This window comes from Dysosmobacter sp. Phy, from assembly GCF_054476235.1.
The window spans coordinates 2,508,435-2,525,112 of sequence record NZ_CM136997.1; the positions used below are offsets into that span (position 1 = coordinate 2,508,435).

Consider the following 16,678-nt stretch of genomic DNA (forward strand, 5'->3'; position numbering starts at 1 on the left):
CAGCGAACTTTTATCGTCGCGGCTGATGTTTCCCACACCCCTTGCCTCCGACAAATCCACGGGGCGGGATGCTGCCAACCTGGATGTGTACCTGTCGGACAACGGGATATTCCGCAAGCGGAACAAGGACGGGACGATCTGGAGCCTGTCCCTGTCGGCGGCGGTGTTCTACCTGACCCCGGCGGCGTCGGAGGGCTACCGTTCCACCCTGAAACCGGCGGCCTTCCGGGACAAATCCCCGTCCTCCAACCTGTCGGCCCAGGTGATCCGGCAAGAGCAGCCCCTTTCCGAGAAGGCGGCGCTGAACCCGGACTGGGTGGAATGGCTTATGGGATTCCCCCCGAAATGGACGGACGCATCCTATGGCGTGCCGAACCTGAAGGAGTCCCCCGCATGACCGAGGACACCGACAACCGGGCGCTGCGGCTGAAAACCCTGGGGAACGCGGTCTGCCCGCCCCAGGCCTATCCCATTTTCCAGTACATCGCCATGATCGAAACCGGGGCCTGTGTCAACATCTGCCCCTATGGAACAGGAGGTGACGCACCTTGAAAGAATGGAAAGCCTCCGCAAAGGAGGCGCAGAAGATGACCCGTGACGGGGCGGTATCCGTCAATCTGGTCACGGGCGAGACGACCTATCCCTCTGACCGGACGCCAGAGCAGGACCATTCCGCCTCCGGCGACACGGCGGGCGCCGCTGGAAAAGCGGTGGACCGTGCAGAACTGCACCGGAAACAGGCAGCAGCCAAAAAGGAGCGCCAGAAACAGCGCAGAGCCTATCGGGAGGGCGAGGCGGCAGCAGGCCGCCCATCCTCCCGATTGCAGTTTTCCGAGGCGGACCAGGCCAAGCCGGAGCTGCAAGGGGCCATCCGCAAGTCGGACAAGGCGGCGGACCGGCTGGATGCCGCCAGGGATGCGATTCCCAATAAGAGTCCGGGAAAGCCCCACGCCAATCCGATGTCCCGCCCCATCCAGGAGGCGGGCGCAGCGATTCACGGCAAGGTCCGGGAGGTGGAGCAGGAAAATTCCGGCGTCCAGTCGGGCCACCTGGGAGAACGCGGCATTGAGAAGGCTGTGGGTTACGGGAACCGCCGTGTCCAGAACTGGCGGGCGGAACGCAAACTGAAACCCTGGCGGGACGCGGCAAAGGCGGAGCAGGCGGCGGTCAAGGCCAATGCGGATTTCTACTATCGGAAAGCTGTGGCGGAGAACCCCCAGCTTGCATCCAATCCCATCTCCCGCCTGTGGCAGAAACGGAAGCTGCAAAAGCAATATGCGGCGGCATACCGGGCGGCGGGAAAGACCGCCCAGGCCGGGAAAACAGCGGAGGCCACGGCAAAGGCGGCCAAGAAAACCGCCCAGGAGTCCAAGCGCACCGTCCTTTTTGTAAAGCGGCATTGGAAGGGTGCGCTGATCGTGGGCGGCATCGGCCTTCTGCTGGTGATGCTGCTGGGCTCCCTGCAATCCTGTTCCTCCATGTTCGGCGGCGGGGTGTCCAATATCATGGCGTCCTCCTATCTCTCCGAGGACTCCGATATGCTGGCGGCGGAAGAAGCCTACTGCGCCAAAGAGGATGAATTGCGGGAGTACCTGGACACCTACGAGGCCACCCACGACTATGACGAGTATCACTTCGACCTGGACGAGATCGAGCACGACCCCTATGTGCTTGTTTCCATTCTGTCGGCTCTCCATGAAGGGGTATTCACCATTGACCAGGTACAGGGCGACCTTCAAACCCTCTTTGACAAGCAATACATCCTCACCGAAACTGTGACCACGGAGACCCGGTATCGGACGGAAACAAGGACGGACAGCGAGGGTAACGAGTATGATGTGGAGGTTCCGTACACCTGGTATATCTGCACTGTCACGCTGGAAAACTTCGACCTTTCCCATGTGCCGGTCTACATGATGGGTGAGGAACAGCTTTCCTTGTACGCCACCTATATGTCCACCCTGGGCAACCGCCCCGATCTGTTCCCGTCCTCCGGGTATGTGAACAAATACATTGAAAACCCGCCCACCGCCTGGGAGATTCCCGCTGAATATCTGACGGACGAGCGGTTCAACACCCTTATCACTGAGGCGGAGAAGTATCTGGGCTATCCCTATGTGTGGGGCGGCAGCAGTCCCAGCACTTCTTTCGATTGCAGCGGCTTTGTCAGTTATGTGCTGACCAACAGCGGCCTGTGCAATACCGGGCGGCTGGGCGCCCAGGGGCTCTACAACATTTCCACCCCGGTATCCGATCCCCAGCCCGGCGATCTGGTGTTCTTCGTGGGGACCTACGACACAACCGGCGTGTCCCATGTGGGCATCTATGTGGGCGACGGGATGATGCTGCATTGCGGCGACCCCATCCAATATTCCAACCTGAATACGAGCTACTGGCAGTCCCATTTCTACGCATACGGCAGGCCGCCATACAACTGATGGGAGGCGCAGATATGCTTGAGTTGCGACCTGTATCTTTGAATGAGGCGAACACTTTTGTGGCAGTACATCACCGCCACCACAAGCCGGTGCGCGGGCACAAATTTTCCCTGGGCTGTATGGTAGGCGACCATCTTGTGGGAGTCGCCATCATTGGGCGGCCGGTCAGCCGCTATCTGGATGATGGGATGACCCTGGAGGTAAACCGGCTTTGTACGGATGGAACACGAAATGCTTGCAGTTTTCTTTATGGGGCAGCGGCACGAGCCGCCAAGACCATGGGATACAAAAAAATCATCACTTACATTTTGGATACGGAAAGTGGAGCCAGCCTTCGGGCGGTAGGCTGGCAATGCGCGGGTTTGGCTGGTGGTAAAATGTGGACTGGCAAACGGCGACCTGCGGAACCTTTGTATCCGCCGCAAATGAAATACCGATATGAAAAAGACTTAAGCAAGAGGTGATAAAGCATCAATATGGTTTCCTATGGGGGCGGCGCCAACAGCACCGCCCTTTTGATCGGGCTGCACCAGCACCGTATCCCGGTGGACCTGATTCTCTTTGCGGATACGGGGGCAGAGCATCCCCACACCTATGCCTATCTGGAGGTGATAGACCGCTGGCTGAAGGACCACGGGATGCCTCCCATTACCAGAGTGTATAAGACCACCCGTGACGGGAAACGGCTGACGCTGGAGGATGAATGTCTGCAAAGTTGCAGCCTTCCATCCATTGCTTACGGCTTCAAGCGGTGTTCCCTGAAACACAAGATCGGGCCGCAGGAAAAGTTCTGCAACCATTATCCGCCATGCCGCCGAACCTGGGAGGCGGGCAAACGGGTGGTCAAATTCATCGGCTACGACGCGGGCGAGGGCTACCGCAGCGACAAGGTGCTGCTGGGCGACCTGGCCGACCGAAAATACAGCAAGTGGTATCCCCTGATGGAATGGGGATGGACGCGGGACGATTGCATCCGGCAGATCGAGGGGGCAGGGCTGCCCCAGCCGGGAAAATCGTCCTGTTTTTTCTGCCCCAGCATGAAACCCGACGAGATCACCGCCCTGCGGGAGCAGCATCCCGATTTGTTTCGCCGCGCCCTGGCGTTGGAGGACAATGCCCGGCAAAACCTGAAAACGGTCAAGGGCCTGGGGCGGAACTATTCCTGGAGAGAACGATTTGGAAAGGAGTTTTGCACACATGGCAACGGTTGAGAAGATTCGCAAGGACATCGAAAAGACGAAGGAGAAGATCTCCGCCCAGCAGAAACGCCTTCGGGAACTGGAGGCGCAGCTCACCGAGGAAGAAAACCTGGAGATCGTCCGCATGGTCAAGGCGGTGCGGATGGACAACAAGGAGCTGACCGCCTTCCTGAAGGCCTACGCCAGCGGCCTTATCACCCTGCCCGACGGGATGATGGAGGCGGAGGCAGCGCCGGAGCCTGACGACGATATGGAGGACAGCGGCCATGAAGAATAAGAAAGTGATCCGGCTGTTTACGGCGATGCTGGCGGTGGTCCTGTGCATGACCGCCTTCTCCGTCACCGCCTTTGCGGGCGGCGGTGATGGAGACTACTACACGGGGGAACCCGCCACCGGGGGCATGGAGCCGGAGGGCCAGCCCCTGACCCCGGAGGGCAACGCCACGCTGGTGGACGACTATTACGGCGACAAGCAGCTTATCACCGTGACCACTAAAGCGGGCAACTATTTTTACATCCTGATTGACCGGGCCAGCGAGGACAAGGAGACCGCCGTTCACTTCTTGAACCAGGTGGACGAAGCCGACCTGATAGCGCTGATGGAAGATGGGCAGACGGAGGAACAACCCGCGGTCTGCACCTGTGTCGAGAAATGCCAGGCCGGTGCGGTGAATACTGCCTGTCCGGTCTGTTCGGTGAATATGAGCGAGTGTGCCGGGAAAGCGCCGGAGGTGGAGCCGGAGCCTGAACCGGAGCCGGAGAAGGAGTCCGGCAGCGGCAGCGCCCTGGTGCTGATCCTGCTGCTGGCGGCTCTGGGGGGCGGCGGAGCCTTCGCCTACATCAAGTTCATCAAGCCCAAGCAGGGCGCAAAGGTCAGCGCCGACCCGGATGACTATGAGTTCGAGGACGAGGAATACGAAAACGAGGATGCTCCTGAACAGGAAGAACAGGAGGACCAGAATTGAGCAAATTGGTGATCTGTGAAAAACCGAGTGTAGCAAAGAGTATCGCATCGGCCCTGGGTGTCACATCCAGGGCCGATGGCTATTTTGAAGGCGGCGGCTGGCTGATTTCCTGGTGCATTGGTCATCTGGTGGGACTGGCGGACGCGGCCGCCTACGATGACCGCTACAAGAAGTGGCGGTATGAGGACCTGCCCATCCTGCCCGACCCATTCCGCTATGTGGTGTCCGAGGAAAAGGCCGCACAGTTCCATATCTTGCAATCGCTGATGGAACGCCCCGATGTGACCGAGCTGGTTAACGCCTGCGACGCGGGACGCGAGGGCGAGTTGATCTTCCGGCTGGTCTATGAGGCCGCCGGATGCAAAAAGCCCTTCTCCCGCCTCTGGATTTCTTCGATGGAGGATGCGGCGATTCGGGAAGGCTTTGCCGACCTGCGCCCCGGCGGGAACTATGATCCTCTGTACCAATCGGCGCTTTGCCGCCAAAAGGCGGACTGGCTTATCGGTATCAATGCGAGCCGCCTGTTCTCCGTCCTCTACCACCGCACCTTGAATGTGGGGCGGGTGCAGACGCCCACCCTGGCGATGCTGGCCGACCGGGACAGCAAAATCGTCCTGTTCCGCAAGGAGAAATACCATCATGTGCGGCTGGCGCTGGATGGAGCCGAGGCGGTTTCTGAAAAAATCCCGGCTATGGAGGATGCCCAGGCCATCCGGGACGCCTGTGACGGGCAGCAAGCCGTGTGTGTATCCGTGGCGCGGGAGAAAAAGACAGAAAAGCCGCCCAAGCTGTACGACCTGACCACCTTGCAGCGGGAGGCAAACCGGGTATTCGGCTACACGGCCAAGCAAACCCTGGACTACGCCCAATCGCTCTATGAAAAGAAGCTGCTGACCTATCCCCGCACGGACAGCCGGTATCTGACGGGCGACATGGCGGAGCCTGCCTCTGTGGTCCTGCATCTGGCGGTACGAGTGCCGCCCTTTGATGCCTGCCCGGAGTTTTTCCCCGATGTTGCGGCGCTGGTGAATGACAAGGAGGTATCCGACCACCACGCCCTGATTCCCACCCTGGAGCTGGAAAAGGCGGATGTTCCTGCGCTGCCTGTGGGAGAGCGCAATATCCTTCTGCTGGTCTGCTGCAAGCTGCTGTGTGCGGCGGCGGAGCCTTTCGTGTATGAGGCGGTCACGGCCACCTTTGATTGCGGCGGACATACCTTTACGGCAAAAGGAAAGCAGGTGCTTTCCCAGGGCTGGCGGGCCATCCAGGAGGTATTCCGTTCCTCCCTGAAGGAGAAGCCGGAGGATGAAGATGCCGAGGGTGTTCTTCCCGCCTTGACCGAGGGGCAGGTCTTTGAGCCGGTCTCCGCCTCCGTCACCGAGCACTTCACTTCGCCCCCCAAGCCCTACACGGAGGACACCCTTCTGTCGGCCATGGAGAATGCGGGCAAGGAAGATATGCCGGACGAGGCAGAGCGCAAGGGCCTGGGCACCCCGGCGACCAGGGCAGCCATCATTGAAAAGCTGGTGTCCGGCGGATTCGTGGAGCGCAAGGGCAAGAACCTGATCCCCACAAAAGCGGGTGTCAATCTGGTCACGGTACTGCCGGAACTGCTGACCTCTCCCAAGCTCACAGCGGATTGGGAGCAGCGGTTGAACGAGGTGGCAAAGGGCCAGGCATCGCCGCAAGACTTCATGGACGGGATCGAGGCGATGGCAGCGGAACTGGTACGGAAATACTCCCACATTTCCGAGGATGGACACAAGCTGTTCCAGCCGGAGAAGGAGGCAGTGGGCCTCTGCCCCCGCTGCGGCAAGCCGGTCTATGAGGGCAAGAAGAACTTCGCCTGTTCGGACCGGGCCTGCCAATTTGTTATGTGGAAGAACGACCGTTTCTGGACCAGCCGCCGCAAGGAAATAACCCGGAAGATGGCGGCCGACCTTCTGAAAAAGGGCCGCACTTCCGTCAAGGGGATGTGGTCGGAGAAGAAAGGTTCCACCTATGACGCCGTGGTAATCCTGGACGATACCGGCGGCAAGTATGTCAATTTCAAACTGGAGTTTCCCAAACGAAAGGATGGTGTGCATGGCAAAAAGTAAAACCGAGGCCAACTTCATGGAGCATTTGAAACCGCTGCTCCCCGCAGGCGGTGACGCAAGCGAACTGGAGGCAGCGGCCCAGGCGCTTGCCGGGCTTTCCCCGGAGGACCGTGACCTTCTGGCCGCTGTCCAGGAGTCGCCCTACCGCCTGACCACCCTGGAGCAGTTCCGGGAGTTCCCCGCCAACACCGAGTATTTTGTCCTGGAGCCCAACATCCGCAAAGTGGAGGATGTGGGCTGGCGCTATCTGGCGCAGCATTTGGACGTCCTTCTGCCCCCGGAGCTGCTGGACGCCATTGATCCCGTTCCCTTCGGCAACCACGCCATGCAGGAGGAACAGGGCTGTTTTACGAGCCGAGGCTATCTCACTCTCTCCGGCGACGAGTGGGAGCATGAGCGCCCCAGGGAGAGGCAGACGGAGAAAAAGCCCTCCATCAAGGAGCGGCTGGAACAGAGCCGGAAAGAATGCACGGGTCAGAGCAAGGCGCAGCCCCATCGGGAAAAGCCTGCACCGGAACTGTAAGGAGGTGTCGCTATGCCCCATTATGACTATGACAAAGATTATCCCTTTGCCGCCTTCATCACCAACCTGGGCAAGTACAACGAGGGCGCCCTTGTAGGCGAATGGGTGAAGTTTCCCACCACGGCGGAGGAACTGAAAAAGGTCTTTGAGCGCATCGGGATTGGTGCGAAAGACGACTTCGGGCAGACCTATGAGGAATGGTTCATCACGGACTACGACTGCTATGTGGACGGCCTCTATGATCTGCTGGGCGAGTATGTAAACCTGGACGAGCTGAACTACCTGGCTTCCAAACTGGATGATATGAGCCAGGATGAATACGAGCGGTTCCAGGCGGCCATGGAGATCGGCGACCACACGGGCAGCGTCCAGGAACTTATCAACCTGACGGAGAACCTGGACTGTTACGACATCTACCCCGACATCCACGACCACGACGATCTGGGCCGGTATTATATCGAGGAACTGGACGCCATGCAGGTGCCGGAGCATCTGCGCAACTACATCGACTACGAGGCCTACGGGCGGGACATCGCCCTGGAGGAAAGCGGCCAGTTCACCGACCTGGGCTATGTGCGGGAAACCGGGGACAGCTTCCATGAGTATTACGATGGCGAGCGCGGCAGCATCCCGGAGGAATACCGGGTGATGACCTTCCAGGACGACATCCCAGAAGAAGAAATTTCGGAATGGGCCATGGACCTTGCCTACGATATGGACGAGTTTTTCCGGCAGCACGACCCGCAGTATGCCGCCGAGCACCCGGAGGAACACGCGGCGAAGGAAGAAATCTACGAAAATCTGATGGCCGGGCGCATCTCCGCCCTGGACGAGAAACTGGCTGCCCTGGGACAGACCCAGGAGGACTATCTGCCTTCGGAGATCGAGAAGTTCAAGGACGCCACCGGCTATGAGGAATGTCTGGATGTGGACCCCCAGGTGATCCGGGAGGCCATCGAAAACCCGGATCAGTCCCATGTGGACGAGATGCTGACCTTTGCGGAGCAGGCAAACCGGGAGTATGAGGCGGAGTTGTACGGGCAGCAAGCGGCGCCGACCCCGGACGACCGGGAGACCGGCGAAACGGTGCGGACCCCCAGGGGCACCTTCCATGTGACGGATATGAGCCGGGAACAGATGGAGGCGGCCGGATACGGTTTCCACCATGAGTCCGAGGACGGGAAGTATCTCATCATGGCCAACGGCAGCCGCGCCTTTGCCATCCCCAGCGGAGACACCCCCGAACATACTGCGCCGGAGAAGCTGACTGTTCTGGTGGTGGAGCCCATGAAAGAACCCTATGTGAAGGAGCTCGACTCCGGCCTCCATGCGCTGCAAGCGGAGGTGGGCGGCGATATTGCCGCCTCCTATCCCTTTGACGATCCGGTGGGGCTGGTGCTGAACGATGAAGGCAAGCTCATTGGTCTGGACCTGAACCGTTCCCTCCGGGACGAGCATGGCGAGATTTACGACATTGTAGCTGGCACATTCCTGGTGGTGGGTCTCGGCGAGGAGTCCTTCACCTCTCTGCCCCCGGAACTGGCCCAAAAGTACATGGAGCACTTCAAGCAGCCGGAGCAGTTCATCAACCTGAACGGCCAGATCGTCGCCTTGCCGGTGGATCCGGAGAACCCTCTCCGTACTGCTGAAATGACCCTGGAGGACGACTATGGGATGATTGACGGGATCATCAACAACGGCCGCCGTGGGGAGGAACTGGAGAAAGCCCAGGATGAGGCGCGCAGGACCACACCGGAGAAAAAGCCTTCTATCCGGGAACGGCTGGAGGACGCAAAACGGGAGTGCGGCGAGCGCAAGCCCCCGGACAAGGCTCATCAGAAAAAGCCCCCGGAGCATGACTTATGAGCCGAAGCAAAAAATGGCGTCTGGAATGGGCGTTCTTCCTGGGCGAGAACGGCAGACGCAAGTATAACAAGCTCTGCAAGGGCTGCGTCCATCCCTGCAAGCAGAGTTTCCGGGCGGTGGTGGTGTCCTGCCCGCACTATCTTTCCCTCCGTTCCAAAAAGTGCGGGAATTAGGGTTCAAAATAGGCGAAGAAACCGCCTGTAGTGGCTTTTCCGTGTAAGGGCAGTATGATTTCCTATGTGGAGCGGCAGGGCGTTTCTACATAGGGAAAACGCCGGATTTTCACCTTTTGTCAAGCAAAATGGGAGCGTCAACATCGGATGCAGTTATCCGAGGTTGGCGCTCCCATTCTTTTTTTGTTCTGGCTGCGTCGCGGTCGATCAGTCATCCTCTAACAGCTTGGATGGCGGGATTTTCAGCACTTGGGCGATCTTGAACAATGTTTCAAGAGATACGCCACGAACCGTACCTGTTCCTTCTACCTGACCAACGAAGTTGACACTTTTCCCGATCCTCTCCGCAAGAACCTCCTGTGTCAGCCCCGCCTTTTTCCTGTAATATGCGATCTTCAAGCCCAGAGTGATATAGCGTTCTGGAAACTCCGTCTGCATAATATCACCTCCTGATATTATGCTACCAACAAAGCAGGTAAATTATAATTGAAACAAATTAGAGGATTATTTACTTTAAGTCAATATATGCATATAATGAGAAGTAGATTATTTACTTTGTTGGAGAGGCTGGCTTGAAGATGGCGAAGATAAAACCGTGAACATATTTACCGTTAGTTTTTTTGGACACCGGATCATCCCGGAGTTTCGTGAGGCGGAGGATCGTGTGGAGGCGCTGGTTCATGCGCTGCTTTTGGAAAAGGAGTATGTGGAGTTCCTGGTCGGACGGGACGGAGATTTTGACCAGATCGTTTCCTCCACTGTCAAACGCCAGCAGCGGCTTGTTCGGGATGACAACAGTTCCTTGATTTGGATACTGCCATATCCCACGGCGGAGCTGCGCAACAATATGGAAAACTTTGAAGCCTATTATGATGAAATCGAAATATGCGGCAACGCGGCCAGCAGCCACCCGAAAGGTGCTTTCCAAATTCGCAATCGGCAGATGGTGAAGCGAAGCAATCTCGTTGTATTCTATGTGGATCATACAGGCGGTGGAGCTTATCAGACCATACGGAGTATCATTAAAGGATCTGAAAAGGTCTGCTGATGATACTCCGCATTTTTTTATTTCCAAGTTTATTATAGAGATCTGTGCGGGGGCGTAGCTTAATGCTACGCCTTTTCTCGTTTCCAAAAGAATGTCCCGCTCGGGGATTTTCCGGCAATCCGGTACCTCAAAGAATCCAATGCAGTTTTGGTGATTCTGTTCTCCTTGACCGCAGGATAAACCTCGATGTACTGAATGAGCTCGGCAGCCGTGCGTTTGGTGATGGAGCTATTGTAAAAAAAGCTTAAAATTTTTGTTAAAGCTGCCCGCAAATCGACGGGAATATGCTATAATTAGGCTAAATTTTGCGGCCAAGGCCGCATGGGAGGTTGTTATGAACAAAAAGATTCCCCCGCTACACAGCTTGACATGGCTGTGGTGCAGCTTATTCGCATACAGCGTGCTGTTTGGGTTACTGCAAAAACTTTTGTCTTCTGTTCCCGGCTTGCCGGAGGGTATCGTGCTGCTCCTTAGCTGCGCGGTGGCATCGGCGATCCCCCTGCTCTGGTCCTCACTAGTGAGCGGCGAAGCCCCTCACTTCTCTTCCCAGAAGGCCTCTTTGGGCACGCTGGTTTTTCTCATAAGTGTGGCGCTGAGTGGAAATCTTGCCGTCATGGTACTTACTCCGGTTCTAGAGCGGGTGTGGAACCTGGTTGGCTTCACCGCCCAAGCGGCGGCAGTGGGAGAAGAAATCGCCACACCGCTGCTGGCAATATATATTTGTATAGTCGGTCCTGTCCTTGAGGAACTGATCTACCGAGGAGTGGTGCTGCGCCGCTTGCTGCCAGGGGGTGCGCGGCAGGCCATTTTACTGTCGGCCCTGTGCTTCGGGCTGATGCACCACGATCTCTATCAGGGGTTGTCCGCCTTCTGGTGCGGATTGATTTTCGGCTATGCGGCCCTGCACTACGGATTGGGGACGTCCATCGGACTGCACATCGCCGGAAACAGCATTGCTGAGGCGCTGCCGCTACTGCGCCAGGCTGGCACTCCTGGTGCCCTGGCTACCTTGGCTCTGGTGTTTGTCTCGGTGGTGATCGCAGTGACAGGAGGGATCCGCCTGCTGCTGAAAAGACGGGGACGGATGCGCGAGAGAAGTCAGGCCGGCGGGAGTAGCGGCGTGTGGAGCAATCCCGCCCTGTGGATGCTGCTGGCCTTTGACACGGTTTATCTCGTTGTGGCCTCATTTACTCACCGCTGAAGTAGTATTTGGATAAAAGCCTTGCTTACAAGCCGTTGATATTACTGGATTTTCACAGATTCTTGAATGCCACTTGGACCATGCGCTATGCGCAGAAAGAAAAAAAGAATATACTTAATCTTGCTGAAGAAGGATACGGAGATAAAGAATGAGCGCCATCATCATTTCGGTGATGGCGCTCATTTTCAGTAGCAGTAGTAGGCGCTGTGGGAATGTGTGTAAACGGTCAAAAGGGCGGAGCTGTGGGAAACAATGTTTGCGGGCTGTGGGAAAGCTTACAGCTTTTCTATCGGGCCGTGAATATTTGTTTTCCATCGGTGAAGCGGCCGTTTTCCACATTTCCATAGTGCTATTCTGGAATATAGGAAGTTCCTCTTGTTATGAACAGTCGATAGATGGTCAAGGGAATATACCAGGCAGCCACCAGCAACCGCCAGATCAGGACGAAACCGCCAATCACTCCGCCAATAATAAAGTTCAGCAGAAACAACGGAAGGGCGGTTCCCAAAGAGCCGCCGGGCACGATCCAGGCAAACATCCGTGGGATGCCAAAAGGCAGGCCGCAAAGGATGAACAACCATACATAGTCGGTGACTCCATCTTTTGTGCAGGCGGATTTGAAAATGCAGTACAGCAAAGCCGCCACCGCCACGGGCAGCACGCTCTTTTTAAAAAACTCTTTGATTACTTCGGATTTCGTCACAGTCAGCACCTCCATTCCTGATTCCATTATATCAGCCGGATCACCATGCGCCCAGGGGTTTTGCAAAGACTGTCAAAAGCGCCCAATCCCCGTTACTCCAAGTCGTTGCTCCGCTGCCGCTGCTGTTCCTGTTCCTTCGGCCTTTCCAGCAGGGCGTCCACATTCTGGCGGAGGGTGTCATACTCCTTTTCCTCCCGCCGTATCTTCCGAAGTTCCGTTTGCAGGGCGGTCTTGCGGGCGGAGAGTCCGTCCAATTCTGCTTTCAGCTTTTCGGAGGAAGGAAGTTTGGTGAGCCCGGCCTTTTTAATCTCCCTGGCTGCCGCCTCGAATAAGATAATCTCGCTCTCAAAGCCGCGCAGGAATTTTTCCTTGTCCTTTGATGCCTTGTATCGGTCATAGACAGGTTTCAGCTTGCGGTAGGTGTCAATCTGCTTTCCCAGGAGGGCAAGGTCGGCGATCCGCTGTTCCGTATCCCGCAGGCTCTCCCTGGTACGGATGGAGGCGGCGGCAACGGCGTCGCACCGTTCCACCAATTCCTCATAGCTGCCGATGCCGTGTTCGGTGAGAAAGTTCATGGTGGCGGCCGCACGTTTCAGATTCTCGATGGTCGCCCACCGCTGGTATCCGGCGCTCTGCTGGGCCTTGATATTGTTCTGAATGTCAATGAGCAGGCTGACCTTCCCGCTGCGCTGTTGGGGCTGTCTGGAGGGCCTGGGACCTCCGGCAATGCGGGAGACAACGGCTTCTTCCGTGTAATCGGCGCCCAGGGTTTTGAGCCGGGTGAACCTCTCCTGGTCCGGCGCCCTGGCGGAGATATACTTTCCCCGCTTGATTTCGTACCCTTCCCGCTGCAACCGGGCAAGCAAATCTTCCAGGCTGGAGGACACGGGGATCAGCCGGTCGATGGCGGCTTTCAGCTTTGCCTTGTAGCTGGTGCCGTTCTGTGCGGCCTGATGCTCAATGTAGCTCTTGCCCTTATCCCGGCCAGGGACAATGACGGACAAGCCGTGTTCTCTGCACAGCCGGTCGCTGGCCCGGCGTATCTCGTGATAGCTGCGCTTGTTGGAATGGTAATGCTTGTGATCGGTGAAGCTGACCGCATTGAAAATCAGGTGATTATGGACGTGATCCTTGTCAATGTGAGTGGTGAGGACAAATTCATATTTGCCGCCCAGGACCTCCCGTGCCAGTTCCATGCCGATCCGGTGGGCTTCCTCTGGCGTGACCTCCCCAGGCTCAAAGGCTTGGATCAGGTGGCGGCCCAGGTGCGTACCTTTGTCAATGGCATGGCGGCGTGTCCATTCAAATTCAATGTCGGCGGTCTCGGCGGCGCAGCCGAAGGAGGACACCAACAGTTTCCCGTCCGTCTTGTCGGGGTTGCAGATATAGTCAATCGCCGCTTTCAGCGTTGACTTAATAGGATGCGTCTTTGTAACTGCCATATCTGATCCAGCCTTTCCCGGATTTCCTCCATGTCGGCCTGATAGGTGGGGCCTCCGGCGTTGACCCGCTTGGCAATCTGATTGATGTTCCGGCCAATGGCGGACAGAAGTTTGTTCATCTCCTTAATGTCCCTGGTGTCCACCTGGATGATATATCCGTCAATCGCCATCTTCCGCAGGTAGGCGCCGATCCGCTTTGTCTGGAGCTGGGCCATCTTCTGTTCCATCAGTTCCTTTTCCTCGGCGGTCACATAGAACTTCACCTGGATATTTCGTTTTCGGTTTGCCATCGTGGTATCTCGCCTCTTTTCGTATCAGGGTTTGGGATGTTCCCAACAAGCATTTTTCGGGTTTAGGGGGAGGGTTCCCTAAAGCCAAAAATCGCAAGCGGGTACTCGCTTGCTGTGCTTGCTATCGTTTCTCTCTCCGTACCTAAGTAATCCGAAACTCCTGTCTTTGGCAACCATGAAAGCAAAGAAAAACGCTACAAACGGTATCCGTTCATAGCGTTTTCTAATCATTATCCAGTTGTACTAACCACATCATTTTTCTTCCTCCGCTCTGGCATCCAAGATGGCCTGTGCGGTGGCAATGATGATTTTCAGTTCAGCCTCTGTCATCTCATCAAGCAAGGGATCAAGTTGTCTACGCGCCGTGGACTTACTCTCTGTTGCGTCCCCAAAGAGAAGTTGATCTACGGAGATATGATAACGGGTCACCAGTTCAAAGAAGATTTGGAGACTCGGATGCTGCCCTTTATTTTCAATATTGGCAAGATAGCGGGGAGACAAATACATTTCATTCCCGACTTTGTTGCGGGATTCCTTTTTCTCGTTTCTTGCCGCTTTGAGAGCCTTTCCAAAAGGCGTAAAATCATATTTTTCGACTGGTCGTTTTGCCATATTGATTCACCCTATTACATTCTACTGTTCACCTTCCTTTCTGAATATGTCTATACAGTTCCCATACATAGCCTATATAATTCCTTTTTTGTTTACAATAGAGGCCTTGAAGTACCCCTTTAACAATATATAATTAAAGAAGGGTTCCACATCAAGAAATATCCCCCAATATGGGTTCTCTACCCCAATACCTATAAGACTGCAATTCTAAGAATTGAAAAATAGTTGAAAACTATATTTTATAATATTTGAATGGAGGTGTTCGGTGTGTCATACAGAATCTTGATTGCCGACGATGAAAGCGACATCGTTTCCATGCTTGGCAGCTTTTTTGAGAGCAAAGGTTTTCGTGTCCTGTCTGCTTCCAATGGCGAAGAAGCCCTAAAACAAGTAGAAAAGCAGCCGGATATTATTTTGCTTGACATCAATATGCCCGGGACAGATGGCTTGGAGATCTGTCAGCGTATTCGGGATCACATATCCTGCCCAATCCTTTTTCTGACTGCTCGGATTGAAGATGCAGACAAGGTAAAAGGCTTTGCCGTTGGCGGTGATGATTATATTGTGAAGCCCTTTTCACTCGTAGAGCTTGAAGCGCGGGTACGTGCTCACCTGCGCCGGGAAGCACGACATAATTTTGAAGCGCAGATCAAGTTCGCCGGTGATCTGACGATTGATTATTCAGAGCGTTGCCTGTTCTTTGACAGTAAGCGTGTGGGGCTTGCCAAAAAGGAATTTGATATTGTGGAGCTGCTTTCTCAAAATCCGGGCCAGGTATTTGATAAAGAACGGATTTATGAGCGCATTTGGGGCTATGACAGCGAGGGGGACAGCAGTGTTGTAGCAGAGCATATCCGCAGAATACGATCCAAAATCGCGGCATATACCGACCGCATATATATTGAAACGGTTTGGGGGTGTGGTTACAAATGGGTCAAGTAAATTGGCGTGGGCATTATTTATCGCTCCGAAAAAGCCTTGTTCTCTATGTAATTATATTTGTTGTGCTCGCAGTCTTTCTATCCGTAACGACTTTTTCGATCTGTGGCAGCATTGCCGAAGGTATCAGAGCATCTTATCCCCCGTCCGGCGAAAAATATTATTTGACGAATGAGCAGGGGGAACAGTTGGGCGAGGGCGCTTACATTGGGACTGAAGTCGCCCCAACGTCCAAACAGGACGCGCGCAGAATCGCTATACTGGAGATGCTTCCCGTAATTGCTGCACCCATTTACTCCGCATTCTGTATTATCGCCGCTGCGCTGCTGTTTTACAGGAACAGGCTGAAAAAGCCGCTTGCGGAACTGCGGACGGCTTCTGAAAAAATAGCGAACAATGACTTGGACTTTTCAATCGACTATGATAACAACGATGAATTGGGACAGCTTTGCGCGTCCTTTGAAATCATGCGGACAACCCTTGCGGACAATTTCTCTAAAATGTGGCGGCAAGTTGAAGAACGAAAAGCACTCAACGCCGCTTTTGCTCATGATTTGCGTACACCACTGACGGTACTAAAAGGCTATAATGAAATGCTGCAAGCCAGCGAAAATCCTCAAACACAGGAAACCGCCGCCATAATGGGCAAACATATCTCCCGTATGGAAAGCTATGTGAGCAGTATGAGCAATCTTAGGCGCATGGAAGATGCGCAGCCGGAGTACAAGTTGATAGACTTGCAGACAGTGGCATCTTCTTTGTATGACAGCGCAAAAATCGTATGTGCGAAAAAAGGAAAAGAATTGATTTTACAAAATGACATGCCTGTTTCGCAGTTATCCCTTGATGGGGCCTTTGTTTCACAAGTGTGTAATAACCTGATCTCTAATGCAGTTCGGTATGCCCAGACTGCGGTGACAATCTCTTTTGCCTTGCGTGACAATGGTCTGCTGCTTTCCGTATCGGATGATGGAAAGGGGTTTGACAAAAGCGGTCTGCAAAAAGCCACCAGTCCATATTACACAGAGGAAAGCAACCATTCTGAGCATTTTGGACTTGGACTATATATTTGCAAGCTGCTTTGTGAACACCACAACGGGTATTTGAAGATCGAAAATACTGCAACCGGGGCAAAGGTATCCGCCTACTTCAAATCTCCTGCCTTGTAGATAAAAAGTAG

The 16,678-nt window shown here is 55.2% G+C and carries 20 protein-coding genes; 15 read left to right on the forward strand and 5 right to left on the reverse strand.

Annotated features, from left to right (window positions below; translation table 11 throughout):
• Positions 1-25 precede the first annotated feature (25 nt).
• Genes ACVDHE_RS12405 through ACVDHE_RS12455 form a run of 11 tightly spaced genes read left to right on the forward strand, consistent with a single transcriptional unit; the run spans position 26 to position 9,263 of the window.
• Positions 26-397, forward strand: coding sequence for a hypothetical protein (locus ACVDHE_RS12405; RefSeq protein ID WP_458886196.1), 372 nt, complete (start codon positions 26-28; stop codon positions 395-397).
• Positions 394-552 carry a hypothetical protein gene (locus tag ACVDHE_RS12410; protein WP_243423658.1) on the forward strand — a complete coding sequence of 53 codons (159 nt, stop codon included), beginning with the start codon at positions 394-396 and terminating at the stop codon, positions 550-552. The genes ACVDHE_RS12405 and ACVDHE_RS12410 overlap by 4 nt, the downstream gene beginning before the upstream one ends.
• Positions 549-2,438 (forward strand): C40 family peptidase, encoded by a 1,890-nt coding sequence (locus tag ACVDHE_RS12415; RefSeq protein ID WP_458884730.1) that lies wholly within the window; start codon positions 549-551, stop codon positions 2,436-2,438. Before ACVDHE_RS12410 ends, ACVDHE_RS12415 begins: the two co-directional genes overlap by 4 nt.
• A 14-nt stretch (positions 2,439-2,452) precedes the next feature.
• Positions 2,453-2,902: an XF1762 family protein gene (locus ACVDHE_RS12420; RefSeq protein ID WP_458884731.1), complete on the forward strand. Its 450-nt coding sequence runs from the start codon at positions 2,453-2,455 to the stop codon at positions 2,900-2,902.
• Between the two features lie 6 nt (positions 2,903-2,908).
• Entirely contained in the window at positions 2,909-3,649 is a 741-nt protein-coding gene (locus tag ACVDHE_RS12425) for a phosphoadenosine phosphosulfate reductase (RefSeq protein ID WP_458886180.1), read from the forward strand.
• Positions 3,636-3,914, forward strand: coding sequence for a DUF4315 family protein (locus ACVDHE_RS12430; RefSeq protein ID WP_458884732.1), 279 nt, complete (start codon positions 3,636-3,638; stop codon positions 3,912-3,914). The genes ACVDHE_RS12425 and ACVDHE_RS12430 overlap by 14 nt, the downstream gene beginning before the upstream one ends.
• Positions 3,904-4,602 carry a DUF4366 domain-containing protein gene (locus ACVDHE_RS12435; protein ID WP_458884733.1) on the forward strand — a complete coding sequence of 233 codons (699 nt, stop codon included), beginning with the start codon at positions 3,904-3,906 and terminating at the stop codon, positions 4,600-4,602. The genes ACVDHE_RS12430 and ACVDHE_RS12435 overlap by 11 nt, the downstream gene beginning before the upstream one ends.
• Entirely contained in the window at positions 4,599-6,701 is a 2,103-nt protein-coding gene (locus tag ACVDHE_RS12440; RefSeq protein ID WP_458884734.1) for a DNA topoisomerase 3, read from the forward strand. The genes ACVDHE_RS12435 and ACVDHE_RS12440 overlap by 4 nt, the downstream gene beginning before the upstream one ends.
• Complete coding sequence (locus tag ACVDHE_RS12445) at positions 6,688-7,224, forward strand: hypothetical protein (protein WP_458884735.1); 537 nt, start codon at positions 6,688-6,690, stop codon at positions 7,222-7,224. Before ACVDHE_RS12440 ends, ACVDHE_RS12445 begins: the two co-directional genes overlap by 14 nt.
• 12 nt (positions 7,225-7,236) lie before the next feature.
• The gene (locus tag ACVDHE_RS12450) at positions 7,237-9,090 is read left to right on the forward strand and encodes an antirestriction protein ArdA (protein ID WP_458884736.1); all 1,854 of its coding nucleotides are present in this window, start codon (positions 7,237-7,239) and stop codon (positions 9,088-9,090) included.
• Positions 9,087-9,263 carry a hypothetical protein gene (locus ACVDHE_RS12455; RefSeq protein ID WP_006573022.1) on the forward strand — a complete coding sequence of 59 codons (177 nt, stop codon included), beginning with the start codon at positions 9,087-9,089 and terminating at the stop codon, positions 9,261-9,263. Before ACVDHE_RS12450 ends, ACVDHE_RS12455 begins: the two co-directional genes overlap by 4 nt.
• A gap of 207 nt (positions 9,264-9,470) precedes the next feature.
• Here the strand turns inward: ACVDHE_RS12455 and ACVDHE_RS12460 are convergent, their stop codons facing one another.
• Positions 9,471-9,701, reverse strand: a complete 231-nt coding sequence (locus tag ACVDHE_RS12460; protein ID WP_333635383.1) for a helix-turn-helix domain-containing protein — start codon at positions 9,699-9,701, stop codon at positions 9,471-9,473.
• 157 nt (positions 9,702-9,858) lie between these two features.
• Between ACVDHE_RS12460 and ACVDHE_RS12465 the strand changes: the two genes are divergently transcribed.
• Positions 9,859-10,311 carry a hypothetical protein gene (locus ACVDHE_RS12465; RefSeq protein ID WP_164488732.1) on the forward strand — a complete coding sequence of 151 codons (453 nt, stop codon included), beginning with the start codon at positions 9,859-9,861 and terminating at the stop codon, positions 10,309-10,311.
• Between the two features lie 334 nt (positions 10,312-10,645).
• Positions 10,646-11,512: a CPBP family intramembrane glutamic endopeptidase gene (locus ACVDHE_RS12470; protein WP_458884737.1), complete on the forward strand. Its 867-nt coding sequence runs from the start codon at positions 10,646-10,648 to the stop codon at positions 11,510-11,512.
• Between the two features lie 349 nt (positions 11,513-11,861).
• On the opposite strand, the gene ACVDHE_RS12475 is transcribed toward ACVDHE_RS12470, so the two are convergent.
• The 4 genes from ACVDHE_RS12475 to ACVDHE_RS12490 all read right to left on the reverse strand — a co-directional run bounded on the left by ACVDHE_RS12475 (position 11,862) and on the right by ACVDHE_RS12490 (position 14,559).
• A complete protein-coding gene (locus tag ACVDHE_RS12475) occupies positions 11,862-12,215 on the reverse strand; it encodes a DUF6050 family protein (protein ID WP_071429981.1) in 354 nt (117 codons plus the stop codon).
• Between the two features lie 92 nt (positions 12,216-12,307).
• Positions 12,308-13,657 (reverse strand): relaxase/mobilization nuclease domain-containing protein, encoded by a 1,350-nt coding sequence (locus ACVDHE_RS12480; RefSeq protein ID WP_458884739.1) that lies wholly within the window; start codon positions 13,655-13,657, stop codon positions 12,308-12,310.
• Positions 13,618-13,947, reverse strand: a complete 330-nt coding sequence (locus ACVDHE_RS12485) for a plasmid mobilization protein (RefSeq protein WP_117515670.1) — start codon at positions 13,945-13,947, stop codon at positions 13,618-13,620. The genes ACVDHE_RS12480 and ACVDHE_RS12485 overlap by 40 nt, the downstream gene beginning before the upstream one ends.
• 252 nt (positions 13,948-14,199) lie before the next feature.
• Complete coding sequence (locus ACVDHE_RS12490; RefSeq protein ID WP_458884740.1) at positions 14,200-14,559, reverse strand: helix-turn-helix domain-containing protein; 360 nt, start codon at positions 14,557-14,559, stop codon at positions 14,200-14,202.
• A gap of 267 nt (positions 14,560-14,826) precedes the next feature.
• Between ACVDHE_RS12490 and ACVDHE_RS12495 the strand changes: the two genes are divergently transcribed.
• Together ACVDHE_RS12495 and ACVDHE_RS12500 are read left to right on the forward strand one after the other, a co-directional pair.
• Positions 14,827-15,501, forward strand: coding sequence for a response regulator transcription factor (locus ACVDHE_RS12495; RefSeq protein ID WP_458884741.1), 675 nt, complete (start codon positions 14,827-14,829; stop codon positions 15,499-15,501).
• The gene (locus ACVDHE_RS12500; RefSeq protein ID WP_458884742.1) at positions 15,489-16,667 is read left to right on the forward strand and encodes a sensor histidine kinase; all 1,179 of its coding nucleotides are present in this window, start codon (positions 15,489-15,491) and stop codon (positions 16,665-16,667) included. The genes ACVDHE_RS12495 and ACVDHE_RS12500 overlap by 13 nt, the downstream gene beginning before the upstream one ends.
• The last annotated feature ends 11 nt before the right edge of the window (positions 16,668-16,678 follow it).